The sequence below is a fragment of the Haemophilus sp. UMB1048 genome, from assembly GCF_030218125.1.
Lineage (GTDB): Bacteria > Pseudomonadota > Gammaproteobacteria > Enterobacterales > Pasteurellaceae > Haemophilus_D.
The window spans coordinates 108,106-132,962 of the sequence record NZ_JASOPB010000008.1; the positions used below are offsets into that span (position 1 = coordinate 108,106).

Here is a 24,857-nt window from a genome sequence, read left to right on the forward strand (position 1 = left end):
CAGGATTGATTATGAAAAATACCCCTTTTATTGCGGTAACCTCTCAACCGGTTCCCTATCATGCCGACACCACCGCAATTTTTAATACACTATGTCAACAGAACTCAAATTCTCTTCTCCTCGACTCTGCCGAAATTGGCAGTAAAAATAGCTTACAGAGCCTTATTCTAATTAATGCTGCCGTTAAAATTACTTGTTTAGGCAATCAGGTAACCTTTAGAGCACTGAATGCGAACGGCAAACAAGTGTTAAACGAAATTCATCCTGTATTAAGCCAACTCGGTACCGTAAGTGCGGTCAATTTTGAGAATGAATTTTCTGTACAATTTGCACCGCTCGACAATCAATTAGATGAAGACAGCAAATTACAAGCTGCAACCATTTTTGATGGACTTCGTGTAATTTCTAACCATTATCAACATAGCAGCACACCCGTCTTTTTAGGTGGTTTATTTGCTTATGATTTGGTGGCGAATTTTATTCCAATGCAAGGTGTTGAATTAAAAGATGATGGCATTAACTGCCCGGATTACAGTTTTTATCTCGCAGAAAATTTAATCACCATCGATCACCAAAGCCAACAAGCCACATTAAAAAGCTTTTGTTTTAGCCAAGAAGAACAAGTGGAAGTCGCGAAAACGGCACTTTCTATTGCACAAAAATTAAAAAATATTGATGGCGTATTTTCCATTAAAGCAGCAAGTGATGAGGTCAGCACTAACTTTGAAGATCCTGAATTTATCGGCATTGTAAAAGCATTAAAACATCATATTAATATTGGTGATGTGTTCCAAATTGTGCCATCTCGCCGTTTTTCATTAGCTTGCCCGAATACCCTTGCGAGCTATGCACAATTAAAACATAACAATCCAAGCCCTTATATGTTCTACATGAACGATGAGGATTTCATTTTATTCGGTGCATCACCAGAAAGTGCGTTGAAATATGCACCAGATAATCGTCAATTAGAAATTTACCCAATTGCAGGTTCTCGCCCGCGTGGTTTTGATGCCCATGGCAATATTGACCCTGAATTGGATGCGCGTTTGGAATTAGAATTACGTCTTGATCATAAAGAGCAAGCTGAACATTTAATGTTAGTGGATTTAGCCCGTAATGATATTGCTCGCGTTTGCCAAAGCGGTACACGTAAAGTGGCAGAATTAATGCAAGTGGATCGCTATTCGCACATCATGCATTTGGTTTCTCGCGTAGTGGGTAAACTTCGTCCTGAACTTGATGCCTTACACGCTTATCAAGCTTGTATGAATATGGGGACGTTAACTGGGGCGCCTAAAATTAAAGCGATGCAGTTAATCTATCAATTTGAACAGCAAAAACGTCACAGCTACGGTGGTGCGGTCGGTTATCTCACCTCTGATGGTCATTTTGATACCTGTATCGTGATTCGTTCTGCTTTTGTACAAAATGGCATTGCCCATATTCAAGCGGGTTGTGGCGAAGTATTGGATTCTGATCCACAAATGGAAGCGGATGAAACTCGCCATAAAGCAGCTGCAGTGCTTAAAGCAATCAAACAAATCAATACCCAAGCAAAATAAGGACGATAAATTATGGCTAATATTCTCTTTTTAGATAATTTTGATTCATTCACTTATAACTTAGTGGATCAATTCCGTGTGCTTGGGCATAACGTAAAAATTTATCGTAATGACACTAATTTAGAACAAGTGGTACAAGAAGCATTAAATACACCGGATACGATTCTTGCACTCTCTCCAGGACCAGGTACTCCGGCAGAAGCAGGCATCTTACTCCCACTTATTGAACGTTTAAAAAATGATGTACCAATTATTGGTATTTGCTTAGGCCATCAAGCGCTTATTCAAGCCTTTGGTGGAGAGGTTGTACATGCAGGCGAAGTATTACATGGTAAAGTATCGCGCATTCAACATGATAACCAAGCCATGTTTAAAGATATTGCCAACCCAATGCCTGTGGCGCGTTATCACTCTTTAATGGGTAAAAACCTGCCTGACGAATTTATTGTGAATGCCGATTACAATGGTATTGTAATGGCAATTCGCCATAAGACCTTGCCAATTTGTGCTTTCCAATTCCATCCAGAAAGTATCCTTACTGTGCAAGGTTCGAAATTATTACAACAATCTGTGGAATGGTTATTAAACAGAGATTAAGGAAGAAAAATGATTACCGTATATGGATTAAAAGAAGTGCTTGCACCTCGTCGTCAAGATATTGCTGAAGTAATTTATAACTGTTTAAACCTTGGTTTAGATATTCCTCGCGGAAAGCATGCGATTCGTTTTTTATGTTTAGATAAAGAAGATTTTCTTTATCCTATCGATCGTAACAATGATTACACCGTTATTGAAATTAACCTCATGCAAGGTCGTATGGAAGGTACGAAAAAACGTTTAATCAAAATGCTCTTCAGCGAACTGGAATACAAAATTGGTATTAAATCTCACAACGTTGAAATTACGATTAAAGAACAACCGGCGCATTGTTGGGGTTTCCGTGGTATGACTGGCGATGAAGCGCGCGATTTAGATTACGATATTTACGTATAAGGGACGAGATTATGCAAACGGCTCAATTATTAGAACAACTTTACAGCGGAAAAACACTTAATAAAGAAGAAAGTGCGGTCATTTTTAATGCCATTATGCAAGGCGAACTGAATAACGAACAAATCGCTGCCATGCTGATTGCGTTAAAAGTACGTGGCGCCACTATCGATGAATTAAGTGGTGCGGTATCTGCATCTTTACAAAATGCCAAATCATTCCCTCGTCCTGACTACCCTTTTGCGGATATTGTGGGGACTGGCGGTGATGGTCAAAACACGATTAATATTTCTACTGCGAGTGCTATTGTTGCGGCCTCGATGGGTGCCAAAGTAGCAAAACATGGTAACCGCAGCGTATCGAGTAAATCGGGTGCCAGTGATGTATTAACCGCTCTCGGTGTAAATGTGAATGTCACGCCAGAGCAAGCTCGTCAAGCGCTTGATGATATTGGGGTATGTTTCTTATTTGCTCAACAATATCACAGTGGGTTTAAACATGTTGCCCCAGTTCGCGCAGCATTAAAAACGCGTACGCTTTTTAATATTTTGGGTCCATTAATTAATCCAGCTCGCCCAACTTATCATTTGCTTGGCGTATATGCCCCTGAATTAGTGAAAACCTATGCAGAAACTGCTGTTGCATTAGGTCATCAACATACTTTTGTGGTTCATGGTGCGGGTCTAGATGAAGTCGCCGTACATGGTGAAACGCAAGTGGCAGAAATTAAAAACGGCAAAATTGACTACTTCACCTTAACGCCAGAAGATTTTGGTTTAAAAACACAATCTTTAGAAAGTTTACGTGGTGGCGAACCACAAGAAAATGCCCAATATCTGACCGCACTTTTACAAGGTAAAGGGAAAGCGGAACATGCTAATGCGGTAGCCGCAAATGTGGCATTATTACTGAAATTATTTGGTCATGATGACTTAAAACAAAATGTTCAAAATGTGTTGGCTCATCTTGCATCAGGCAAAGCGTTTAATACATTACAACATTTAACAAAATATTAAGATAAAGGCTGATTTGATAAGCCACAATAAGAAGAAAGATTATGATCACGCAAGATTTCACTAAACCCATTGACTCTGCGACGGTGCTGCAAAAAATCGTCTTAGACAAAGCACAATGGGTTAAGGCAAAGGAAGCTGAATTTCCGCTTTCACAATTTAAAGAAAACATTCAAAAATCTGACCGCTCTTTTTATGATGCGTTGGCTAAAGGCACACATCAAAAGCCTGCTTATATTTTGGAATGTAAGAAAGCGTCCCCTTCTAAAGGATTAATTCGTAATGAATTTAATTTAGATGAAATCGCCAATGTATATAAACATTATGCGTCAGCCGTTTCTGTGCTAACGGATGAGAAATACTTCCAAGGTAAATTTGAATATTTGCCGCAAGTACGTGACGTTGTCTCACAACCTGTATTGTGCAAAGATTTTATGATCAGCGAATATCAGGTTTATCTTGCGCGCTACTATCAAGCTGATGCTATTTTATTGATGCTTTCAGTGGTGAATGATGAAACCTATCGTGTATTAGCTGATCTTGCGCATTCTCTCGGCATGGGCGTGTTGACGGAAACCAGCAATGAAGAAGAATTTGAGCGTGCCCTTGCTTTAGGTGCAAAAATCATCGGTGTTAACAATCGTAATCTTCACGATCTCACCGTTGATTTAAACCGCGTGGTAGAACTCACACAAAAATATGCCGATCGTATCCCCGCTGATGCACGTATTATCAGCGAATCGGGTATTTATAATCACAGCCAAATTCGTGATTTGCAAAAAGTGGCACATGGCTTTTTAATCGGCAGCAGCCTAATGGGCAGCGCAGATTTAAATAATGCTGTGCGTGAAGTGATTTTTGGCGAAAATAAAGTATGCGGTTTAACTCGCACGCAAGATGTCAAAGAGGTTTACGCAAACGGGGCATTATACGGCGGCTTAATTTTCGTCGAACATTCAAAACGCTGTGTGAGCCTACGTCAAGCTCAAGAATTAGTGACAGCATCACCACTTCGTTTTGTGGGCGTGTTCCAGAATCAAGAAATTGATTTTATTGTAAAAATCGCTAAACAATTACAGCTTTATGCTGTTCAGCTACACGGTTCAGAAACCGCTGAATATATTACCGCACTTCGTCACCAACTGCCTGAAGAAATACAAATTTGGAAAGCCATTTCGGTGAATACTGAAGCACAAAGTGCGGTTGATTTTACTGATGATTTAAATATTGCTCGCTATATTTTCGATAGCCAATCCGCTAATCAACAAGGTGGCACAGGAAAAACCTTTAATTGGTCACTCATTCCTGAAAACTTGAAACACAAAATTATTTTGGCTGGTGGCATTTCACCTGACAATATTGAACAAGCCATTAAGCAAGGTTGCCTAGGTGTTGATCTCAATTCTGGTGTAGAAACTACCGCAGGCGTAAAAGACAGCGAAAAAGTGCGGTCAGTTTTTAAAACGATTTTATCAAATTAATCTGATTGCTAAGGGGAAGGATTATGCAAAGAACAGCGTTAGTAACCGGCGCAACTGCCGGATTTGGTGCGGCAATTTGTCGCACACTCATTGAAAATGGCTATCGTGTAATTGGCACCGGGCGCCGTGTAGCTCGTTTAGAACAATTACAACAAGAATTAGGTGAAAACTTCCACTTTCTTGCCTTTGATATTTCAGATCGCCAAGCAACAGAAGAGGCTTTCCATTCCCTTCCCGCTAATTGGCAATCCATTGATTTATTGGTGAATAATGCAGGTTTAGGATTAGGTTTAGAAAGTGCAGATAAAGCGAGTTTAGACGATTGGATGCAAATGATTGATACCAATATTAAAGGACTCGTCACCATCACTCGTCTTGTGTTACCGCAAATGGTTGAACGCAATTCAGGTCACATTATTAATTTAGGCTCAATTGCAGGTACTTATCCTTATCCAGGTGGCAATGTATACGGTGGCACTAAAGCTTTTATAAAACAATTTAGTTTAAATCTTCGAGCCGATCTTGCTGGTACACAAATTCGCGTGACCAATGTAGAGCCTGGTCTTTGTGGTGGAACTGAATTTTCTAATATCCGCTTTAAAGGTGATGATGCCCGAGCAAAAAAACTCTATGAAAATGTAGAATATGTCAGTCCACAAGATATTGCTAATATTGTGTTATGGCTCAATCAACAACCTGAACATGTTAATATTAATCGCATTGAAGTGATGCCAACTGCTCAAACCTTTGCACCACTTAATGTCGCAAGAATTCAAAAATAACAAGGAAATATTATGTCAGAAACCCTTTTAAATCCTTATTTCGGTGAATTTGGCGGAATGTATGTACCGGAAATTCTCGTACCGGTACTACAACAGCTAGAAAAAGCCTTTGTTGAAGCAAAAGACGATCCTGAATTCCAACGTGAATTTCAAGATTTACTTAAAAATTATGCGGGCAGACCAACCGCACTTACCCTTTGCCGTAATTTAACCAAAGGGACAAAAGCAAAAATTTATTTAAAACGTGAAGATTTACTTCACGGCGGTGCCCATAAAACCAACCAAGTATTAGGTCAAATTTTATTAGCAAAACGCATGGGTAAAACACGTATTATCGCAGAAACTGGTGCAGGCCAACATGGCGTAGCAACAGCCCTTGCTTGTGCAATGTTAGATATGCCTTGCCGTGTTTATATGGGGGCGAAAGATGTGGAACGTCAATCCCCTAACGTATTCCGCATGCGTTTAATGGGTGCAGAGGTGATTCCTGTACAAAAAGGTTCTTGCTCATTGAAAGATGCATGCTGTGAAGCAATGCGTGATTGGTCAGCCAACTATGAAAACACCCATTATTTATTGGGTACAGCGGCAGGCCCTCATCCATTCCCAACCATTGTACGTGAATTCCAAAAAATGATTGGTGAAGAAACTAAACGTCAAATCTTAGAAAAAGAAGGCCGTTTACCGGATGCTGTCATTGCGGCAGTCGGTGGTGGCTCGAATGCGATTGGTATGTTTACTGATTTTATTGATGAAAAAGGTGTACGCTTAATTGGTGTGGAACCTGCAGGTCATGGCATCGAAAGTGGTGAACATGGTGCACCATTAGGCCATGCAAAAGTGGGGATTTATTTCGGTATGAAATCACCTTTAATGCAAACTGAAGATGGTCAAGTGGAAGAATCCTACTCTATTTCTGCAGGATTAGACTTCCCTTCTGTAGGGCCTCAACATGCTTACTTACAAAGCATTGGTCGTGCTGAATACCCAAGTATTACAGATGATGAAGCGTTAAACGCTTTCCAAGAATTAGCGAAACATGAAGGGATTATTCCAGCATTGGAAAGTTCTCATGCATTAGCACATGCGCTAAAAATGATTCATCAAGAACCGAATAAAGAACAGATCTTAGTAGTGAATCTCTCTGGTCGTGGTGATAAAGATATTTTCACCGTTGATAAAGTTTTAAAAGAAAAAGGAATGCAATAATGAGCCGTTTTGAAACTAAATTTGCAGAACTTGCAGCGAAAAAAGAAGGGGCTTTTGTACCTTTCGTTACATTATGCGATCCAACATTTGATCGCTCTTTTGAAATTATTTGTACGTTGGTTGAAAATGGCGCAGATGCCTTAGAACTAGGTTTCCCATTTTCTGATCCATTATTAGACGGCCCTGTTATCCAGGCAGCTAATAACCGTGCGCTCAATGCGGGTCATAGCACTGAAGACAGCTTTAAATTACTTGCTAAAGTGCGGTCAGAATATCCAGAAATTCCGATTAGCTTACTCCTTTGTGCGAATTTAATTTTTGCGAAAGGATTAGATAATTTCTATCAACGTTGTGCAGAAGTCGGCGTAGATGCGGTTTTAGTGGCAGATATTCCACTATTGGCAAAAGAAGACTATATTCAAGCTGCTAAAAAGTATGGCATTCAACCTGTCTTTATTTGCCCACCAAATGCTGATGCCAAAACAGTACAAGGCGTTGCTGAAAACAGCGAAGGCTATACCTATTTAGTTTCTCGTTCGGGTGTAACAAGTGCAGAGAATCAAGCTCATGCCGCAAACTTAGATACACTTGTAGAACAACTTAAAGCCCATAAGGCTCCACCAATTCTACAAGGTTTTGGTATTGCTCAACCAGCTCAAGTGAAAGAAGCCCTTCAACTGGGTGCAACAGGCGCAATTTCAGGTTCTGCAACGGTAAAAATCATTGAGCGAAACTTAAATAATCAGGCTCAATGCTTATCTGAACTTGCCGAATTTGTTCGCAATATGAAAACGGCAACAAAATAATTAATAGAAATTTTTATATTACAGATTAAGGAACCCCAAAAATGTCTTTTCTAAGAAAACAGTTCGCTTTCTGGCGTATTTTTCTTTACTTCCTAGTTTTTACCGCACTTTGTGCCAAATTGGTATCTCAATTCTTATTCTCAAACTTGACCCTCCCTACAGGGTCAGGTGTCTTGAGTAATGCGGTTTTATTTGGCTATGCTAATTTTTTTTCTGCAGTCATATTTTTTTCAATTTACTTTGTGCTAATTTGGGGAATATCCACCGGATTTATTCTCGGATTATGTCAATTTAAGAGAAGCATTAAAGGCATTCTTAGTGCAACCTTCATCGGAACACTCACTTCCGGAATTTATTTTTATGGCTCACTAAGTGATATTAGCCTTGAGTTCTGCCTTTTCCACGGTGTATTAACTGCAATTTTTGGTCTAATTGCTTTTCCAAATAAAGCGGGAATTCTCTTAGAATCCCAAATCATGCATAAACTACTGCCTAAGGCTGTTTCAACGGGAGTAAATCTAACTAACCAAGTCATAGAAAAAAAAGGCTTTGCCTCTTACCGTTGGTTAATTCCCATTGTATTTACTTTGCTTGGCACTATTATTTTTGGAATCACATCCATATTATTAACGCAAGTGACAGATCTAGCTAGCATCGTAGCATTAATGCTTTTAATGATGTTTATTGCTGCATTGCCGATGTTATTCACGGGTCTTACCGTCATGTTTGCACGATTCCACAAGACTTTTCGCCATTTTGCCTTTAGCGTTCTGATTGGTGTGTTATATTACAGTTTGGTTGCTTATTATTTATTTAATGATAGTAATATTGAAAACTTCAGATTGTTTGCAATACAAAACTACATAGCCTTAATCATTGCCATTGTTTTATCCGCATTGATTTCATTCAAAAAGATTGTGCCAATTAACAAAATTCAATAAACAAAAAAGTGCGGTTAATTTTAACCGCACTTTTGTTTTTCTTTTATTAATCCACAATTCGTAAATGAGATGCTGATTTCTGTGGTTTCTTTTCAGTCTTTGGCTTATCTACCGCTTCTGCAAAGCTTAATGGCTGTTCTGATGTTGGCTCACGATTTAGCTCATCGTAAATGTCCTCTGGCTCAAACATCACGCCATCACCATTTTCACGAGCATAAATGGCTAAAGCTGCGCCCATCGGAATGTATAACTCACGAGCCACGCCTTGGAAACGTGCATTAAACTGAATAAAATCATTCGTTAATTGCAAATTCCCAGTTGCTCCCGCAGAAAGATTTAAGACGATTTGCCCATCTTTCACGTATTCCGCAGGCACATTGGTACCATAATAATTAGCATCCACCACCAAATATGGAGTGAAATCGTTATCCACTAGCCAATCATAATAAGCTCTTAGTAAATAAGGACGTTTTGGGGAAGGTGTGTGGCTCATTATTTATCATCCATTAAATTTTTAGGTGCAGCTTCACCTACAGATTGTAAAAATGAATCACGGCTAAATACACGATCCATATAGCCTTTGATTGCTTTGCTTCCTGTACCGCTGAATTCAACACCCATATTGCGTAATTTCCATAATAATGGTGCTACGTAGCAATCGACTAAGCCAAACTCTTCACTCATAAAATAAGGGGTTTGTTGGAAGATAACCGATACTGCTAACAATTCTTCTTTTAGCTGTTTTAATGCTTCTTCACGTTCAACTTCCGTGCCTTTTTCAGCAATTTCTAATGTTGGGTACCAATCTTGTTCGATACGTAACATTAAAAGACGGCTTTTCGCACGAGAAACCGGATAAACTGGCATAAGTGGAGGATGTGGAAAACGCTCATCAAGATATTCCATAATAATGCGTGAGCTGAATAACACTAAATCACGATCCACCAAGGTTGGTAATGTGCCGTAAGGATTTAATTCCATTAAATCTTCTGATAATGCTTGCAGATCAACTTCTTCGTTTTCGTAAGCAACACCTTTTTCAGCTAAAACAATTTTTACCTGATGGCAGTAAATGTCATTTTTATTTGAAAAAAGAGTCATTACTGAACGTTTACTTGATGCATTGGACATTTATTCCTCCGAAGATCCAAACTAACTTATATACTTCTACTAAAAATGGGCGGTTATTTTAACATAACCGACAGGTAAATTGCTAACAATTTCTTATTTTCGCTTTAAAATCAATTAATTATAAACAAGCAATGAAAAATCAAAGAACGGTAATTTTTAATTAATTTATTTTTTACAGACATAAAAAAAGCAGAGATTGCTCTCTGCTTTCTTGAAACGATAATAAAAAATTAACGTTTGGAGTATTGTGGACGACGACGTGCTTTGTGTAAACCAACTTTTTTACGTTCAACGCGACGTGCGTCACGAGTAACGAAGCCAGCTGCACGAAGAGCAGGACGTAAAGTCTCATCATATTCCATTAATGCACGAGTGATACCGTGACGGATTGCACCCGCTTGACCAGAAATACCACCACCTTTAACAGTGATGTATAGGTCTAATTTATCAGTTAATTCCACTAATTCTAACGGTTGACGTACGATCATACGAGCTGTTTCGCGACCGAAATATACGTCTAATTCACGTTGGTTGATAGTGATTTTACCACTGCCCGGTTTGATAAATACACGAGCTGAAGAGCTTTTGCGGCGACCAGTGCCGTAGTTTTGATTCTCTGCCATTTCCTAAACCTCGTGATTAAATGTCTAATACTTGTGGTTGTTGTGCTGCGTGTTGGTGTTCTGCACCTGCATACACTTTTAATTTACGGAACATTGCACGGCCTAATGGACCTTTTGGCAACATACCTTTAACCGCAATTTCAATCACCGCTTCAGGACGGCGAGCGATCATTTCTTTGAAAGTCGCTTGTTTGATACCACCTACATAGCCAGTGTGCCAGTAGTAAAGTTTATCTGTTTCTTTACGACCAGTTACTGCCACTTTATCTGCGTTGATAACGATGATGTAATCACCAGTATCTACGTGTGGAGTGTACTCAGCCTTGTGTTTACCACGAAGACGGCGTGCTAATTCAGTAGCTAAACGACCTAAAGTTTTACCTGTCGCATCTACCACATACCAGTCACGTTTTACTGTTTCCGGTTTTGCTACAAAAGTTTTCATTAATTAATTACCAAAATATAAGTTTGATACCCAGTGTTCCATATTGTTTGAAACACAACCATTAATCTTAATCTCCACCCCTTCGAGTGTGATCTCGATAAAATAATGCACGGTGGGAATCCGTGCATTTACAGGGTCGGCGTATTATACCTATTTTTAGAAAAAATGCTAACTTTTTGTGCAAATAAATTGATTTTCTTTTAAAATACAACGCACAATAAACAATCATTAATTTCATTCATTATTTTGATGAAATCATTGAAATTGACGCATGTTAGTTCTTGTCTTATGATAAGTGCATTCTAATGAAAACGTAAAAAGGTATGCTATGAGCTACGCAAACGAAATTAACACATTAAATCAACATCTTGCCGACATTAACAAAAAAATTAATGTCTCCTTTGAGTTCTTTCCGCCTAAAAATGAAAAAATGGAAAACATGCTCTGGGATTCTATTCATCGCTTAAAAGTGTTAAACCCTAAATTTGTTTCCGTGACTTACGGCGCAAATTCTGGTGAACGTGATCGTACGCATAGCATCGTGAAAGCCATTAAAGCAGAAACAGGCATAGAAGCTGCACCACATTTAACAGGTATTGATGCGACACCTGAAGAATTAAAAGAAATTGCAAAAGATTATTGGGATAGCGGAATTCGTCACATCGTCGCATTACGTGGTGATGAACCAAAAGGTTATGCGAAGAAACCATTCTATGCGGCTGACTTAGTTGAACTACTCCGCTCCGTGGCTGATTTTGATATTTCAGTTGCGGCATACCCTGAAGTTCACCCTGAAGCAAAATCAGCACAAGCAGATTTAATCAATTTGAAACGTAAAATTGATGCAGGTGCGAATCATGTCATTACTCAATTCTTCTTTGATATTGACAGTTATCTTCGCTTCCGTGATCGCTGTGCATCCATTGGTATTGAGGCTGAAATTGTTCCAGGTATTCTGCCTGTTACTAATTTCAAACAACTGCAAAAAATGGCATCATTTACGAATGTAAAAATTCCAGCATGGTTGGCTAAAGCATATGAAGGATTAGATGATGATCCTACTACTCGCAATCTCGTCGCGGCGAGTGTGGCAATGGATATGGTAAAAATCCTTTCTCGTGAAGGTGTGAATGACTTCCACTTCTACACGTTAAATCGTAGCGAACTCACGTATGCGATTTGTCATACATTAGGCATTCGCCCTACAGCAAATCCATAAAAGAAAAGTGCGGTTAAAATTAACCGCACTTTTTTTATTTCCACTATACTCGTCTAACTTGCCAAAAAGCTTTTTTCCAATAAGGGCTATTCATCGAAGAATAAATCACACCACCTTTGGTTGAAGCGTGTAAAAATTTATCTTCTTTCACATAAATCCCAACATGATAACCATTTGGTCCGCGTCCCGTTTTAAAGAAAATTAAATCGCCTGTTTGGATATCTTCTTTACGAACAAGTTTTCCGTAACCCGCTTGATCTTTCGTAGTTCGAGGAAGATTGATATTAAAACGATCAATAAAGGTCTTTTGCACAAAACCAGAACAATCAATACCGCCACGAGACTGTCCACCTAAGACATAGGGTGTACCGGCCCATTCATATTGTTGTTCACTTAACATGGCAATGGCCATAATAGGATCACCAATCTGACCTTTATAGTTCATTGCATAATCTTCACGAACACCACTTGAACAAGCAAAAAGTAAAAAACTTCCTGCGACTAAAAAAGCACATTTAATCTTATTCATGTTCAATCCTGACAAAAGTGCGGTCAAAAACGACCGCACTTTTCTTACTATTGTTTTGGCTTGGTGTTTTCCACACGAGCACGTAATTTTTGCCCTGGCTTGAATGCCACTACTCGGCGAGCAGAAACAGGAATGCTTTCACCTGTTTTTGGATTACGCCCCGGACGGGAAGCTTTATTACGAAGTTCAAAATTACCAAAACCTGATAATTTTACTTCACCACCAGATTCTAACGATAAACGAATTTCCTCAAAAAAGTCTTCCACTAATGCTTTAGCTTCAGCTTTTTGTAATTGATACTTATCTAATAAGTATTCAGTAATATCAATTTTTGTAATCGTTGCCATGTTAGTCTCCTGTTTAGTCTCTAAGCTCCGCATTAAAGCGTTGTTTAACTTCGTTTAATACAGCAGAGATTACCGCATTAATCTCATCATCTTCAAGCGTTTTTTCATTATCTTGAATGGTTAAACTGATTGCTAAGCTTTTATGTCCGCTAGCAACGCCAATGCCTTGATATACGTCGAATAAATTGACTTGTGTTAATTTTTCTCCGCCAGCTTGCTTACATGCTTCGATAATATCGCCTGCTGGCACATTATCAGCAACGACTAAAGCTAAGTCACGACGGTTTGCTGGGAATTTTGAAATCTCTTTAGCTTGAACCACACGACGATTTGCAATGGCATCCCATAAAATTTCAAAAACAACCGCTTTGCCATTTAATCCTAATTTTTGAGCGATAAGTGGATGAATAGTTCCAATAAAACCAATTTCTTTTCCATCTAATTCAATTGAAGCAGATTGTCCTGGGTGCAATGCACTGTGTGCTTTTGCCACAAACTTAACACGACTCCCCACTTCAGTGAGAGAAAGAATGCTTTCTAAATCACCTTTAAGATCAAAGAAATCAACATTTTCGGCCTTACCTGTCCAAGATTCAGATTTAGCGGTACCTGTAATTACACCAGCAAGAACAAACTCTTGGCGAATGCCAAATTCTGCATTAGCATCAGGAATAAAACGTAATCCCGTTTCAAATAAACGTACACGGTTTTGTTGACGGTTTTGGTTGTATAGTACTGCACCGAGTAATCCACTTAATAATGAAACACGCATTGCTGACATTTCAACTGAAATTGGGTTTGGCAATACAAGCGCTTCAATTTCTGGATGAAGTAAAGTCTGTACTTTTGGATCAACGAAGCTATAAGTAATCGCTTCTTGATAATCTGCATCCACAAGTGCGGTCTTAATTCGGCTTAATTCTAAATCAGCTTCTTTATGCTCACGCATACGAAGATGTGCTAATGGCGCATTATTTGGAATGCTGTTATAACCATAAATACGCGCTACTTCTTCAATTAAATCTTCTTCGATTTCAATATCAAAACGCCAGCTTGCAGAAGTCACGGTCCAAACATCATTAGCATATTTCACAGCAAAACCTAAACGCTCAAAAATCTCGGTCACGGTTTCAGTTTCGATATGATGACCTAATAAGCTATCTAATTTTTCACGACGTAAAGTGACTTCATTGACTTTTGGTAAATATTGCTCGCTCACGACTTCACAAATTTCGCCTGCTTCACCACCGCAAATGTCTAGTAACAATGCTGTTGCACGTTCCATTGCGTGACGTTGTAGCGTAAAATCAACACCACGTTCAAAGCGATGTGAAGAATCGGTGTGTAAACCGTATTGTCTTGCACGTCCCGCAATCGCTAATGGTGCAAAGAATGCAGCCTCTAAAATCACATCTTTTGTTGTTTCAGCATCAACACCACTAGCTTGACCACCAAAGATACCCGCCATTGCTAATGGACCACTTTGATCTGCAATCACTAAAGTATTCGGTTGTAATTTTGCGGTTGTGCCATCTAATAAAACAAGTTCTTCGCCGTTATTGGCTAAACGTACTTGAACAGGTTGAGCCACTTTTGATGCATCAAAAGCATGCATTGGTTGACCTAATTCAAGTAAAACATAGTTGGTAATATCCACAATAGGATCGATAGAACGAATACCACAACGACGTAATTTTTCTTGTAACCAAATTGGTGATTGCGCTTTAACATTCACATTTTTCACCACGCGCAATAAATAACGCGGACATGCTTCTGGCGCGTTTAATTCAATTTGAATTTTATCTGAAATCGTTGCAGGCACAGCATCAAAGTGCGGTTGATTAACAACTTGTTTATTAACCACGCCAACTTCACGTGCAACACCTGCAATACTTAAGCAATCTGCACGGTTTGGCGTTAAACTAATTTCAATGGCTTTATCATCTAAATCTAAATATTCACGTAGATTTGTGCCTACTGGCGCATCTAACGGCAATTCAATAATACCATCAGCATCCACATCAATACCTAATTCAGAAAATGAGCAAAGCATCCCTTCTGAAGGTTGACCACGTAATTTAGTCTTCTTAATTTTAAAATCACCAGGTAATACAGCGCCTTCAGTTGCACATGCTACTTTTAAACCTTGACGGCAATTTGGTGCACCACAAACGATATCTAATAAACGGTCGCCACCAACATTTACTTTAGTGACACGTAATTTGTCTGCATCAGGGTGTTGCGCACATTCAACAACTTCACCCACAACAACACCTGTAAAGTCGCCAGCTACTTTTTCAACACCATCAACTTCTAAACCAAGCATCGTGATTTGATCACATAACTGCTCTGTTGAAATTGATGGATTAACCCATTCTCTCACCCAATTTTCACTAAATTTCATTATCTCTGTATCCTTTATTGATGAACGTGTTACGTTCTAAATTAATCATTATCGTCAATTTAACCAAACGGTTAATTACTTAAATTGTTTTAAAAAACGTAAGTCGTTTTCAAAGAATGAACGCAAATCTGTGACGTTGTAGCGTAACATAGTTAAACGCTCAACCCCCATGCCTACTGCGAAGCCAGAATATTCATTTGGATCAATACCTACGTTACGTAACACATTAGGATGCACCATACCACAACCTAAAACTTCTAACCATTTACCATTTTTGCCCATTACATCGACTTCAGCAGAAGGCTCAGTAAATGGGAAATAGGATGGACGGAAACGAACTTGTAAATCTTCTTCAAAAAATGCACGTAAGAAATCGTGTAATAAGCCTTTTAACTCAGTGAAGTTTGCTTTTTTATCTACATAAAGCAATTCAATTTGATGGAACATTGGTGTGTGTGTTTGATCGTAGTCGTTACGATATACACGACCAGGTGCCATAATACGAATAGGCGGTTGCATTTTTTCCATGGTACGAATTTGCACACCTGAGGTTTGTGTACGGAGTAATAATTCAGGATTAAACCAAAAAGTATCATGATCAGCACGTGCTGGGTGATGTTTAGGGATATTCAATGCATCGAAATTATAATAATCACTTTCAATTTCGGGACCGGTTTCCACAGAAAAACCTAACTCTGAAAAGAATTTTGTTACGCGATTAATGGTAATAGTCACTGGGTGTAAACCACCCGTTTCTGTTTTACGACCAGGAAGACTCACATCAATACGTTCTTTTTCTAATTTCGCATTGAGTTCAGCTTGCTCCCATTCTGCTTTTTTAGCATTTAAAAAATCTAATGCCGCTTGTTTTGCCTCATTGATTTTAGCTCCCATTGCTGGACGCTCTTCTGCAGCAACATTACGCAATTCCTGCATAAGTTGGGTGAAATGCCCTTTTTTACCAAAATATTCCACACGAATTTCATCTAATGTGGCTAAACTTTTATTTTCGATTTGTTCAATCGCTGATTTTGCTTTCTCAACAAGATCTTTCAGATGTTGCATAGTTTCCCCTGATTATCTTTTCTAACTAAAAATACACTTAATGATAATACTAACTCATTAAAAAATCACGCGTTTATTAGTGAATTGATGTTTCAGATGAAAAATGACAAAGATTTTTGCTATTTTTTGAGATATATCACAGTAATTTTTAACATTTTGGATAGAATGAAGGAAAATCGAGCATGTCTAGGAGGCGTATTATGTGGAAATCAATTTCTCAAGTCTTAGCTGATCAATTTGGTGCTTACTATAACATCAAAGAAAAAAACAAAGTACCGGGGGGCGAAGTGAATGAAACTTGGCTTATTACGGATGGAATCCAACCTGTCTTTGTTAAAGTGAATGAACGGTCTTATCGTTCAATGTTTCGTGCTGAGGCTGATCAATTAAACCTACTAGACAAAACCAATACAATCAGACTTCCACAAGTGTATGGCGTAGGCTGTTCTCAAAATCATAGTTTCTTATTGTTAGAAGCGCTTACTATTACTCAACAAACTGATGCCACAGCACATTTTGGCGAAGAATTAGCAAAACTTCATCAAGTATCCGGTACTAAAAACTATGGTTTAGATTTTGATACTTGGCTTGGTCCTGAGTATCAACCTAATAAATGGAATGGGAGCTGGGCGAAATTCTTTGCAGAACAACGCATTGGATGGCAATTACAGCTTTGCAAAGACAAAGGTTTAGATTTTGGCGATCTTGATTTAATAACTGAGAAAGTAAAACAAAAGCTTGCAAAACATAATCCTAAACCCTCTTTGTTACATGGTAACTTATGGATTGAAAATACGGCTGTTGTAGGTAACCAAACCTTTACTTATGACCCTGCTTGCTACTGGGGGGATAGAGAATGTGATTTAGCATTCAGTGAACTATTCCAACCTTTCTCGCCTGAATTCTATGAAATTTATGACCGCACTTTCCCGCTTGATAAAGATGGTTTTGAAGAAAGAAAACACCTTTATCAGCTCTATTATTTACTCAATTTCAGCCATCGTTTTAATGGAAGTTATATCAACTTAACCACTAAATTGATTGAAGAACTTTTACTTGAATAATTTATTAACATAAAATAAAAAAGAGCGTAATTTTTATTACGCTCTTTTGTCTTCTCTATCTAATTATTTTTGATAAAGAGGTGCTGGACCTTGAGTTCCACCGTTAGTTTGACCACCTTCTTGTAATTTTAATACAGAACCAGAAGCAGTGATTTCTACACGACGGTTTGGACGTAAACAGTCTTTCTCAGCTTTACTTGCGTGTTTGTAACCATTACAAGCTTTAACTTGTGGCACTTTACCGTAACCAACAGCTGTAATTTCAGATGTTACACCATCTTCAACTAAACGAGCTTTAACACGGTTTGCACGACGTTGAGAAAGATCTAAGTTGTAAGCATCAGAACCTAAACGGTCAGTGTAACCTGCAACTTTAACTTCTTTAGCACCAGTTTCTTTTAATTGTGCTGCAACGTTATCAACAACTTCTTTACCACGTGGAGTTAAAGTATCTTTATCGAAGTCGAACAAGAAGTCACCACTTAAAGTAAATGCTGAGTTTCCGTTACAACCGTTTGGATACCAGAAGAAGCTTTGAGCATTGTGGTTTTTGTCAAATAATATTTTGTATTGACAAATTTTGTGAACACCGTTCTCACGATAGTTGAACGCATAATCCCACTCTTCAACACCGTATAAACCTTCAGAGAAGTGTGGACGACCGATTAGGTTATATAATTGGTCTTTGTTCATACCACGTTCGATCATACGAACGTTGTCCCAGTTTGGCCATGAGCCGAATTGGCTACCATCATGGTTGAAGCCTGCTTTATCAATTTTAGGCCATACAAGTTGTGGTACTTGTTGACCATCAACTTCTTTATATTCTGGTGTACCAGCTTCTGTAACTTTGCTTAAGTTACCACAAGCAGCAACTGTTGCTACTGCAACTGCAGATAATAAAATACGAGATAATTTCATTTCTTTACCTTTTTACTGTTAAGGTGCAATCCTTGCAAGAAGAACCTACACAACTAAACTTTATAAATTTTACAAATAAAACTATAAAAAGTTTCATTGCGTATGGTAGTCATAATTCTTTAACTTGTAAATAAAAAAACATTAAAAAATGATTTTTTATGGAACTTTTTTGTAAAGTTGTGTAAAGAGTTGTCAAATAAGTAAAAATTTTTCTTATTGAATAAAATCTTGCCCATTTTTTGTTAAATTTCGATGGATAATACCCTCAATACTTTCTTCTGCCTGTTTACCTATTTTTTGTAAAAGTGGCTTTTTCACTTTGTATTTCACTGAGAGTACTGACTTATCCTTCATTTTTTCAAGAATAATATCATCACTGGTTGCTAACTCATCGACTAGCTGAAGCTCTAGAGCTTGCTGACCAAACCAATGCTCACCAGTTGCGACTTTATCCACATCTAAGTGTGGTCGATTTTGGGCCACAAATTGTTTAAATAATTGATGGGTTTCTTCAAGTTCAGCTTGGAATTTCTGTTTTCCTTTTTCGGTATTCTCACCTAACACTGTGACTGTACGTTTAAACTCCCCGGCTGTCATCACATCAACATCAACATCATGTTTTTTTAATAAACGATGAATATTGGGGATTTGTGCAACCACACCAATAGAACCAATGATCGCAAAGGGCGCAGAAACAATTTTATCTGCCACACAAGCCATCATGTATCCACCACTTGCAGCGACCTTATCTACTGCAACCGTTAATTTAATCCCTTTTTGTTTTAAGCGAGCTAACTGTGAAGCAGCTAAGCCATAACCATGAACAACACCACCAGGGCTTTCTAAACGTAATAAGACTTCATCATCGGCTTTTGCCACATTAATAATCGCCGAAATTTCCTCACGAAGTGCGGTTGTTTCTGATGCAGAAATATCACCCTTAAAATCGAGCACGTAAACACAAGGTTTAGGTGCTGCTTTCTCACCGTTTTTTAATTTTGCTTTTAAAGCCTTTGCTTCTTGTTTTTTGACTTTCTTCTCTGTTTTTTCCGCTTGTTTAAGCTCTTCTTCTGAAAGTTGGAAATCGCGTAAATGCTTAACTGTTTCCTTAAATTCTTCAGAAAGATCTGTCACAACTAATTCACCATGATGTGCCGCATTACGTTGCTTTGCAGAAATAATCATTGCCACGATAGCTGCGATTACAAGTAAAATCGTTAAAATCTCTAAAATAAAAATGCCATAGCCGGTCAAAATATCAGACCACATAGTTTTTCTCCTAAATAAAGTGAAGGAATTATTTTACTGTGCAAGCCCGATTTACACTAACTTTTTATGGAAAATTTTGCGATTTAAGGTAAACTAACACAGTTTTATTGCCTAATTTATAATGAATTACAGAGGTTTATATGTCTAAAGTTGCATCTATTGTTGATGTGTTACAAGGTAAAATCGCTATAGGCGAAAAAGTTACCGTACGCGGATGGGTCCGTACCCGTCGTGACTCTAAAGCAGGTCTTTCTTTCCTTGCTGTTTATGACGGCTCTTGCTTTGACCCTATTCAAGCGATTGTTAATAACGATATTGAAAATTATGAGAGCGAAGTCTTACGCTTAACAACGGGTTGCTCTGTTATCGTAACCGGTACTATTGTTGAGTCACCTGCTGAAGGTCAAGCTGTTGAACTTCAAGCTGAAAAAGTAGAAGTGACAGGGTTTGTAGAAGATCCTGATACTTATCCAATGGCGGCAAAACGTCACTCAATTGAATACTTACGTGAAGTGGCACACTTACGTCCTCGTACCAATATTATCGGTGCAGTCGCACGCGTTCGTCACTGCTTAGCTCAAGCTATTCATCGCTTCTTCCATGAACAAGGTTTCTATTGGGTCGCTACCCCATTAATTACTGCATCAGATACTGAAGGTGCGGGTGAAATGTTCCGTGTCTCAACGCTTGATTTAGAAAATCTTCCTCGTGGTGAAGATGGTAAAGTCGATTTCAATCAAGACTTCTTCGGCAAAGAATCATTTTTAACCGTTTCAGGCCAGTTAAATGGTGAGACTTACGCGTGTGCATTAAGCAAAATCTATACTTTCGGTCCAACATTCCGTGCTGAAAATTCAAATACAACTCGTCACCTTGCAGAATTCTGGATGGTTGAACCTGAAGTCGCTTTTGCAACACTTGCTGACAATGCTAAATTAGCAGAAGACATGTTGAAATACGTGTTCCGTGCAGTACTTGCTGAGCGCAAAGATGACTTGAAATTCTTTGAAAAACATGTAGATAAAGATGTGATTACTCGTTTAGAAAACTTTGTAAACTCTGATTTTGCTCAAATCGACTATACCGATGCGATCGACGTGTTATTAAAATCAGGTAAGAAATTCGAATTCCCTGTTTCTTGGGGGATCGATTTATCTTCTGAACATGAACGTTTCTTAGCAGAAGAATATTTCAAATCACCTGTTGTCGTGAAAAACTATCCGAAAGATATCAAAGCCTTCTATATGCGTTTAAATGACGATGGCAAAACTGTAGCAGCAATGGATGTTCTCGCACCTGGAATTGGTGAAATCATCGGTGGTTCACAACGTGAAGAACGTTTAGACGTATTAGATAAACGCATGGAAGAAATGGGCCTAAATCCTGAAGATTACTGGTGGTATCGCGATCTTCGTAAATATGGTACTGTGCCACATTCAGGTTTCGGTCTTGGTTTTGAACGCTTAATCGTTTATGTAACTGGCGTACAAAATATTCGCGATGTGATTCCATTCCCTCGCGCACCAAGAAATGCAAATTTCTAAAAATATTGTTTAAATTGACCGCACTTTCTTTAAAGTGCGGTCATCATTTTAGGCGATAAATTTATCCCCTATTTTATTTATTGTGTTTGAATCAATCTTTCAAATACATCATATTAAGGAAAGTAGAAATGGACAAAATTAAACAACTCTTTGCAAACAACTATAGCTGGGCGCAAAGAATGAAAGAAGAAAATTCCACTTATTTTAAAGAACTTGCCGATCACCAAACACCTCATTATCTTTGGATTGGCTGCTCTGATAGCCGTGTTCCTGCTGAAAAACTCACAAATCTTGAACCTGGCGAATTATTTGTTCATCGTAATGTTGCTAACCAAGTTATTCATACGGATTTTAACTGCCTTTCAGTTGTACAATATGCCGTTGATGTACTCAAAATTGAACATATTATTATTTGCGGTCATACAAATTGTGGTGGTATTAAAGCAGCGATGCAAGATCACGATCTAGGGTTAATCAATAACTGGTTGCTCCATATTCGTGATATTTGGTTTAAACACGGGCATCTATTAGGCAATCTTTCAGCAGAAAAACGTTCAGATATGCTCACTAAATTAAATGTGGCAGAGCAAGTTTATAACCTAGGACGCACATCTATCGTAAAAAGCGCTTGGGAACGTGGACAAAAACTCTCCCTGCATGGCTGGGTATATGATGTAAATGATGGATTCTTAGTTGATCAAGGTGTAATTGCAACAAGCCGAGAAACCCTTGAAATCTCTTATCGCAATGCCATTGCTCGTTTATCTAGTCTAGCGGAAGAGGATATTCTGAAAAAAGAACTCTCTGAAGATGAATAATAAAAAAGTGCGGTTAAAATCTAATAAGTTTTAACCGCACTTTTACTTTTTATTTAAAGTTGCTATTTAACTAATTCTGTCTGCATATACATTAAGCGATCAATATTCGTTAAATAATGTCCTAACTCTTGGGATTCTGGTTTATGGATATAAGGAATTTTCCCTAATAATGGTGCATCAATCTGAGCTTCTAAAATCTCTATAACTTCTTTGTAGTGGCCCAAGCAAGGATTAATTCGATTCGCAATCCAACCTAACAAAGGTACACCAAGTTGTTTAATTACTTGAGCGGTAAGTAGTGCATGGTTGATACAGCCTTCCTTAATGCCAACAACCAATACAATAGGCATTTTATGCTCAACAACCCAATCAGCAAAGCTTTTACCTTCCGCCATGGGGGTGAGTAAGCCAAATGAGCCTTCCACGACAACAGATTGATATTTTTTCACTAATATCGTTAAAGTCTGATCAATCTTGCTTAATTTAATGCGTGATTTATCGCGAGTCAGCATCGGCAAGGAATGAGCAAAAGTATAGCTATTTACTTCTTGATAAGATACTGGCTCATTCGTTGCATCCATTAAAGCTAACACGTCTGAATTATTTTCAGCATCATAATCTGTTTGGGATTCATTAGACTGATTTTCGACAGGATAAATACCCTCTTCACAGCTACAAGCAATCGGCTTATAACCCACAATTCGCACGCCCTTTGCTTGTAATGCCTGAATAATGGCACGGCAGGCGGTGGTCTTACCCACGTCAGTATCTGTACCTGCCACAAAGAAACTACTCATTTTTATTCTCCTTTTAAAAGTGCGGTCAATTCTAAAGGAGTTTTTTGAGGAAAATATTGAGATAAAGCAAGATTTGGATATTTTTAGGAAAAAATAAAAGGCTTATTTGATCTCACTCAAACTATTAAACAAGCCATCATCTTGTTTTGGCATTTGGAGATAAAATCCTTGCTGAGTAATTTTTTCCATTATCTCGTTTTTATCTGCATGAACAAGCGGTTTGCTTCCCTTCAAATTAAATGGCATAAGAAACTGAGGCTTGCCAAAACTTTGCATTAATACCTCTGGTACAGCTGAAAAATCATCCCGTTTCGAAATATAGAGGTAGCAGCCTGGCTTACGTAAACTTTTATAAATCGCACATAACATCTTATTACTCCAAAAGAAAAAACCTACCAGATCATCTCTGATAGGTTTTCATTTTACAAAAATTTAATTATTTAGCTGCCGCTTCTTTTAATTCAGCAGCCATCTTTTCAACTGCATCTTCTGCTTCAGACAATGCACGTTTCGCTTCAGAAACCGCACGTTTTGCTTCTGATACTTTATCTTCAACTGCATCTTTTAATTCAGCCATTTTATCGGCTGCTGCATCTTTCATTTCAGCTGCTTTATCTACTACAGCATCTTTTGTTTCAGAAGCTGAGTTTTTTGCTGCTTCCATTTTAGAAGACATTGCGTCTTTTGCTTCAGCCATTTTATCTGCTGCCGCATCTTTCATTTCAGAAGCTGAATCTTTTGCTGCTTCCATTTTAGAAGACATCGCATCTTTTACTTCAGCTGCTTTATCAGCTACTGCGTCTTTCACTTTAACAGCTTTATCAGCGACCGCATCTTTTACTTCAACAGCTTTATTAGCGACCGCATCTTTTACTTCAACAGCTTTATCAGCGACCGCATCTTTTACCTCAACAGCTTTATCAGCGACCGCATCTTTTACTTCAACAGCTTTATCAGCGACCGCATCTTTTACTTCAACAGCTTTATCTACTACTGCATCTTTAGCTTCGGCCATTTTCTTTGATGTAGTATCTTTTGCGTCAGTTGTAGCATTTTTAACATCAGCTGCAGCATCTTTTGCTGCATCTTTAACTTGTGTTACCACACCTGATATTGCATCTTTTGTCGCTTCAACTTTTTGCGGTGCTTCCTCTTTATCGAAACAACATGTTACGACTAAACCTACACCTAATACTAATGCTACTGCTAATACTGATTTTTTCATTATTATTCTCCAATTTATGGTTACTTTTTTACGGCTGCAGATTGATCTTTTGTTTCAGAATCTACATTTTTTACTTCCTCTGCTTTAGAGCACACTGCATCTTTTGCTTCAGTCATTTTATTTTCCGCAACATGTTTAACATAGTTAGCTGCTGCAACCACAGCATCTTTAACTTGTACTGCCGCGCTTACTGTTGCATCTTTTGCAGCTTCAACTTTAGAAGACATTACATCTTTTGCCTCTGAAAGCGAATCTTTTACTTCAGCAACTTTATCTTCGACAGCTTCTTTTGCTTTTACAGCTTTATCTTCAGCTTCATCTTTTAGCTCAGATGCTTTATCTGCAGCTTCATCTTTTGCTTCTGAAACTGCTTTTTTCACTTCTGATGCTTTATCTTCCACCGCATCTTTTGCTTCTGATGCTTTATCTTCAGCTTCATCTTTTAACTCAGCTGCTTTATCTGCTGCTTCATCTTTTGCTTCAAAAACTGCATGTTTTACTTCAGCAACTTTATCTACAACAGCATCTTTTAATTTAGCTACTTTGCCTAAGACCGTATCTTTTGCTTCTGATGCTTTATCTTCAGCTTCATCTTTTGCTTCTGAAACTGCTTTTTTCACTTCTGATGCTTTATCTTCCACCGCATATTTTGCTTCTGATGCTTTATCTTCA

27 protein-coding genes are annotated in these 24,857 nt (G+C 38.3%); 13 read left to right on the plus strand and 14 right to left on the minus strand.

All coding sequences use genetic code 11. The features are described 5' to 3' along the window. The first annotated feature begins 11 nt into the window (after window positions 1–11). The 9 genes from trpE to QP437_RS08610 are packed head-to-tail and all read left to right on the plus strand — an operon-like array spanning window position 12 to window position 8,784. Entirely contained in the window at window positions 12–1,562 is a 1,551-nt protein-coding gene (gene trpE / locus QP437_RS08570) for an anthranilate synthase component I (RefSeq protein WP_285267560.1), read from the plus strand. Between the two features lie 12 nt (window positions 1,563–1,574). Further along, window positions 1,575–2,159, plus strand: a complete 585-nt coding sequence (locus tag QP437_RS08575) for an aminodeoxychorismate/anthranilate synthase component II (RefSeq protein ID WP_005697516.1) — start codon at window positions 1,575–1,577, stop codon at window positions 2,157–2,159. Between the two features lie 9 nt (window positions 2,160–2,168). Beyond that, entirely contained in the window at window positions 2,169–2,555 is a 387-nt protein-coding gene (locus QP437_RS08580; RefSeq protein WP_285267561.1) for a tautomerase family protein, read from the plus strand. A gap of 11 nt (window positions 2,556–2,566) precedes the next feature. Then, the gene (gene trpD / locus QP437_RS08585) at window positions 2,567–3,568 is read left to right on the plus strand and encodes an anthranilate phosphoribosyltransferase (RefSeq protein ID WP_285267562.1); all 1,002 of its coding nucleotides are present in this window, start codon (window positions 2,567–2,569) and stop codon (window positions 3,566–3,568) included. A 41-nt stretch (window positions 3,569–3,609) separates the two neighbouring features. Continuing rightward, the gene (gene trpCF / locus QP437_RS08590) at window positions 3,610–5,046 is read left to right on the plus strand and encodes a bifunctional indole-3-glycerol-phosphate synthase TrpC/phosphoribosylanthranilate isomerase TrpF (RefSeq protein WP_285267563.1); all 1,437 of its coding nucleotides are present in this window, start codon (window positions 3,610–3,612) and stop codon (window positions 5,044–5,046) included. Between the two features lie 23 nt (window positions 5,047–5,069). After that, entirely contained in the window at window positions 5,070–5,828 is a 759-nt protein-coding gene (locus QP437_RS08595) for an SDR family oxidoreductase (protein ID WP_285267564.1), read from the plus strand. A gap of 12 nt (window positions 5,829–5,840) precedes the next feature. After that, a complete protein-coding gene (gene trpB / locus QP437_RS08600; protein WP_065285232.1) occupies window positions 5,841–7,037 on the plus strand; it encodes a tryptophan synthase subunit beta in 1,197 nt (398 codons plus the stop codon). Next, the gene (trpA, locus tag QP437_RS08605) at window positions 7,037–7,843 is read left to right on the plus strand and encodes a tryptophan synthase subunit alpha (protein ID WP_285267565.1); all 807 of its coding nucleotides are present in this window, start codon (window positions 7,037–7,039) and stop codon (window positions 7,841–7,843) included. Before trpB ends, trpA begins: the two co-directional genes overlap by 1 nt. A gap of 41 nt (window positions 7,844–7,884) precedes the next feature. Next, the gene (locus QP437_RS08610; protein ID WP_285267566.1) at window positions 7,885–8,784 is read left to right on the plus strand and encodes a hypothetical protein; all 900 of its coding nucleotides are present in this window, start codon (window positions 7,885–7,887) and stop codon (window positions 8,782–8,784) included. A 46-nt stretch (window positions 8,785–8,830) separates the two neighbouring features. On the opposite strand, the gene QP437_RS08615 is transcribed toward QP437_RS08610, so the two are convergent. The 4 genes from QP437_RS08615 to rplM all read right to left on the minus strand — a co-directional run bounded on the left by QP437_RS08615 (window position 8,831) and on the right by rplM (window position 10,983). Next, window positions 8,831–9,277, minus strand: a complete 447-nt coding sequence (locus QP437_RS08615; RefSeq protein WP_285267567.1) for a ClpXP protease specificity-enhancing factor — start codon at window positions 9,275–9,277, stop codon at window positions 8,831–8,833. Further along, a complete protein-coding gene (gene sspA, locus QP437_RS08620; RefSeq protein WP_005696172.1) occupies window positions 9,277–9,915 on the minus strand; it encodes a stringent starvation protein SspA in 639 nt (212 codons plus the stop codon). The genes QP437_RS08615 and sspA overlap by 1 nt, the downstream gene beginning before the upstream one ends. A 230-nt stretch (window positions 9,916–10,145) precedes the next feature. Continuing rightward, window positions 10,146–10,538, minus strand: coding sequence for a 30S ribosomal protein S9 (gene rpsI / locus QP437_RS08625; protein ID WP_005696173.1), 393 nt, complete (start codon window positions 10,536–10,538; stop codon window positions 10,146–10,148). Between the two features lie 16 nt (window positions 10,539–10,554). After that, window positions 10,555–10,983 (minus strand): 50S ribosomal protein L13, encoded by a 429-nt coding sequence (gene rplM, locus QP437_RS08630; RefSeq protein WP_005628896.1) that lies wholly within the window; start codon window positions 10,981–10,983, stop codon window positions 10,555–10,557. A 328-nt stretch (window positions 10,984–11,311) separates the two neighbouring features. Between rplM and metF the strand changes: the two genes are divergently transcribed. Next, the gene (metF, locus tag QP437_RS08635; RefSeq protein ID WP_285267568.1) at window positions 11,312–12,202 is read left to right on the plus strand and encodes a methylenetetrahydrofolate reductase; all 891 of its coding nucleotides are present in this window, start codon (window positions 11,312–11,314) and stop codon (window positions 12,200–12,202) included. Between the two features lie 43 nt (window positions 12,203–12,245). On the opposite strand, the gene QP437_RS08640 is transcribed toward metF, so the two are convergent. The 4 genes from QP437_RS08640 to pheS form a co-directional block, all read right to left on the minus strand. Next, a complete protein-coding gene (locus QP437_RS08640; RefSeq protein WP_115179433.1) occupies window positions 12,246–12,731 on the minus strand; it encodes a C40 family peptidase in 486 nt (161 codons plus the stop codon). Between the two features lie 47 nt (window positions 12,732–12,778). Further along, entirely contained in the window at window positions 12,779–13,078 is a 300-nt protein-coding gene (locus QP437_RS08645) for an integration host factor subunit alpha (protein ID WP_005697518.1), read from the minus strand. Window positions 13,079–13,091: 13 nt separating this feature from the next. Next, window positions 13,092–15,482 (minus strand): phenylalanine--tRNA ligase subunit beta, encoded by a 2,391-nt coding sequence (pheT, locus tag QP437_RS08650; protein ID WP_285267569.1) that lies wholly within the window; start codon window positions 15,480–15,482, stop codon window positions 13,092–13,094. A 75-nt stretch (window positions 15,483–15,557) separates the two neighbouring features. Continuing rightward, on the minus strand, window positions 15,558–16,547 hold the full coding sequence (pheS, locus tag QP437_RS08655; protein WP_014065431.1) for a phenylalanine--tRNA ligase subunit alpha: 990 nt from the start codon (window positions 16,545–16,547) through the stop codon (window positions 15,558–15,560). Window positions 16,548–16,747: 200 nt separating this feature from the next. Between pheS and QP437_RS08660 the strand changes: the two genes are divergently transcribed. Beyond that, the gene (locus QP437_RS08660) at window positions 16,748–17,611 is read left to right on the plus strand and encodes a fructosamine kinase family protein (RefSeq protein WP_285267570.1); all 864 of its coding nucleotides are present in this window, start codon (window positions 16,748–16,750) and stop codon (window positions 17,609–17,611) included. Window positions 17,612–17,674: 63 nt separating this feature from the next. Here QP437_RS08660 and QP437_RS08665 read toward each other — a convergent pair whose 3' ends face one another. Further along, the gene (locus QP437_RS08665; protein ID WP_054420409.1) at window positions 17,675–18,532 is read right to left on the minus strand and encodes an OmpA family protein; all 858 of its coding nucleotides are present in this window, start codon (window positions 18,530–18,532) and stop codon (window positions 17,675–17,677) included. 213 nt (window positions 18,533–18,745) lie between these two features. Further along, the gene (gene sohB / locus QP437_RS08670; RefSeq protein WP_285267571.1) at window positions 18,746–19,801 is read right to left on the minus strand and encodes a protease SohB; all 1,056 of its coding nucleotides are present in this window, start codon (window positions 19,799–19,801) and stop codon (window positions 18,746–18,748) included. A 140-nt stretch (window positions 19,802–19,941) separates the two neighbouring features. On the opposite strand from sohB, the gene asnS reads away from it, so the two are divergent. Together asnS and can are read left to right on the plus strand one after the other, a co-directional pair. Then, on the plus strand, window positions 19,942–21,345 hold the full coding sequence (gene asnS / locus QP437_RS08675) for an asparagine--tRNA ligase (RefSeq protein ID WP_285267572.1): 1,404 nt from the start codon (window positions 19,942–19,944) through the stop codon (window positions 21,343–21,345). Between the two features lie 128 nt (window positions 21,346–21,473). Then, a complete protein-coding gene (can, locus tag QP437_RS08680) occupies window positions 21,474–22,163 on the plus strand; it encodes a carbonate dehydratase (protein WP_285267573.1) in 690 nt (229 codons plus the stop codon). Between the two features lie 62 nt (window positions 22,164–22,225). On the opposite strand, the gene bioD is transcribed toward can, so the two are convergent. From bioD to QP437_RS08700, 4 genes are all read right to left on the minus strand, one after another. Beyond that, a complete protein-coding gene (gene bioD, locus QP437_RS08685) occupies window positions 22,226–22,960 on the minus strand; it encodes a dethiobiotin synthase (RefSeq protein WP_285267574.1) in 735 nt (244 codons plus the stop codon). Window positions 22,961–23,062: 102 nt separating this feature from the next. Then, window positions 23,063–23,329, minus strand: a complete 267-nt coding sequence (locus QP437_RS08690) for a YcgL domain-containing protein (protein ID WP_285267575.1) — start codon at window positions 23,327–23,329, stop codon at window positions 23,063–23,065. A 67-nt stretch (window positions 23,330–23,396) separates the two neighbouring features. Beyond that, window positions 23,397–24,185, minus strand: a complete 789-nt coding sequence (locus QP437_RS08695) for a hypothetical protein (RefSeq protein WP_285267576.1) — start codon at window positions 24,183–24,185, stop codon at window positions 23,397–23,399. Window positions 24,186–24,205: 20 nt separating this feature from the next. Continuing rightward, window positions 24,206–24,857, minus strand: a 652-nt coding sequence (locus QP437_RS08700) for a hypothetical protein (protein ID WP_285267577.1), incomplete at its 5' end; no start/stop codon positions are given.

Coding starts and splice junctions, on each gene's coding strand:
- trpE (WP_285267560.1), top strand. CDS start 12: ATGAAAAATACCCCTTTTATTGCGGTAACCTCTCAACCGGTTCCCTAT.
- QP437_RS08575 (WP_005697516.1), top strand. CDS start 1,575: ATGGCTAATATTCTCTTTTTAGATAATTTTGATTCATTCACTTATAAC.
- QP437_RS08580 (WP_285267561.1), top strand. CDS start 2,169: ATGATTACCGTATATGGATTAAAAGAAGTGCTTGCACCTCGTCGTCAA.
- trpD (WP_285267562.1), top strand. CDS start 2,567: ATGCAAACGGCTCAATTATTAGAACAACTTTACAGCGGAAAAACACTT.
- trpCF (WP_285267563.1), top strand. CDS start 3,610: ATGATCACGCAAGATTTCACTAAACCCATTGACTCTGCGACGGTGCTG.
- QP437_RS08595 (WP_285267564.1), top strand. CDS start 5,070: ATGCAAAGAACAGCGTTAGTAACCGGCGCAACTGCCGGATTTGGTGCG.
- trpB (WP_065285232.1), top strand. CDS start 5,841: ATGTCAGAAACCCTTTTAAATCCTTATTTCGGTGAATTTGGCGGAATG.
- trpA (WP_285267565.1), top strand. CDS start 7,037: ATGAGCCGTTTTGAAACTAAATTTGCAGAACTTGCAGCGAAAAAAGAA.
- QP437_RS08610 (WP_285267566.1), top strand. CDS start 7,885: ATGTCTTTTCTAAGAAAACAGTTCGCTTTCTGGCGTATTTTTCTTTAC.
- QP437_RS08615 (WP_285267567.1), bottom strand. CDS start 9,277: ATGAGCCACACACCTTCCCCAAAACGTCCTTATTTACTAAGAGCTTAT.
- sspA (WP_005696172.1), bottom strand. CDS start 9,915: ATGTCCAATGCATCAAGTAAACGTTCAGTAATGACTCTTTTTTCAAAT.
- rpsI (WP_005696173.1), bottom strand. CDS start 10,538: ATGGCAGAGAATCAAAACTACGGCACTGGTCGCCGCAAAAGCTCTTCA.
- rplM (WP_005628896.1), bottom strand. CDS start 10,983: ATGAAAACTTTTGTAGCAAAACCGGAAACAGTAAAACGTGACTGGTAT.
- metF (WP_285267568.1), top strand. CDS start 11,312: ATGAGCTACGCAAACGAAATTAACACATTAAATCAACATCTTGCCGAC.
- QP437_RS08640 (WP_115179433.1), bottom strand. CDS start 12,731: ATGAATAAGATTAAATGTGCTTTTTTAGTCGCAGGAAGTTTTTTACTT.
- QP437_RS08645 (WP_005697518.1), bottom strand. CDS start 13,078: ATGGCAACGATTACAAAAATTGATATTACTGAATACTTATTAGATAAG.
- pheT (WP_285267569.1), bottom strand. CDS start 15,482: ATGAAATTTAGTGAAAATTGGGTGAGAGAATGGGTTAATCCATCAATT.
- pheS (WP_014065431.1), bottom strand. CDS start 16,547: ATGCAACATCTGAAAGATCTTGTTGAGAAAGCAAAATCAGCGATTGAA.
- QP437_RS08660 (WP_285267570.1), top strand. CDS start 16,748: ATGTGGAAATCAATTTCTCAAGTCTTAGCTGATCAATTTGGTGCTTAC.
- QP437_RS08665 (WP_054420409.1), bottom strand. CDS start 18,532: ATGAAATTATCTCGTATTTTATTATCTGCAGTTGCAGTAGCAACAGTT.
- sohB (WP_285267571.1), bottom strand. CDS start 19,801: ATGTGGTCTGATATTTTGACCGGCTATGGCATTTTTATTTTAGAGATT.
- asnS (WP_285267572.1), top strand. CDS start 19,942: ATGTCTAAAGTTGCATCTATTGTTGATGTGTTACAAGGTAAAATCGCT.
- can (WP_285267573.1), top strand. CDS start 21,474: ATGGACAAAATTAAACAACTCTTTGCAAACAACTATAGCTGGGCGCAA.
- bioD (WP_285267574.1), bottom strand. CDS start 22,960: ATGAGTAGTTTCTTTGTGGCAGGTACAGATACTGACGTGGGTAAGACC.
- QP437_RS08690 (WP_285267575.1), bottom strand. CDS start 23,329: ATGTTATGTGCGATTTATAAAAGTTTACGTAAGCCAGGCTGCTACCTC.
- QP437_RS08695 (WP_285267576.1), bottom strand. CDS start 24,185: ATGAAAAAATCAGTATTAGCAGTAGCATTAGTATTAGGTGTAGGTTTA.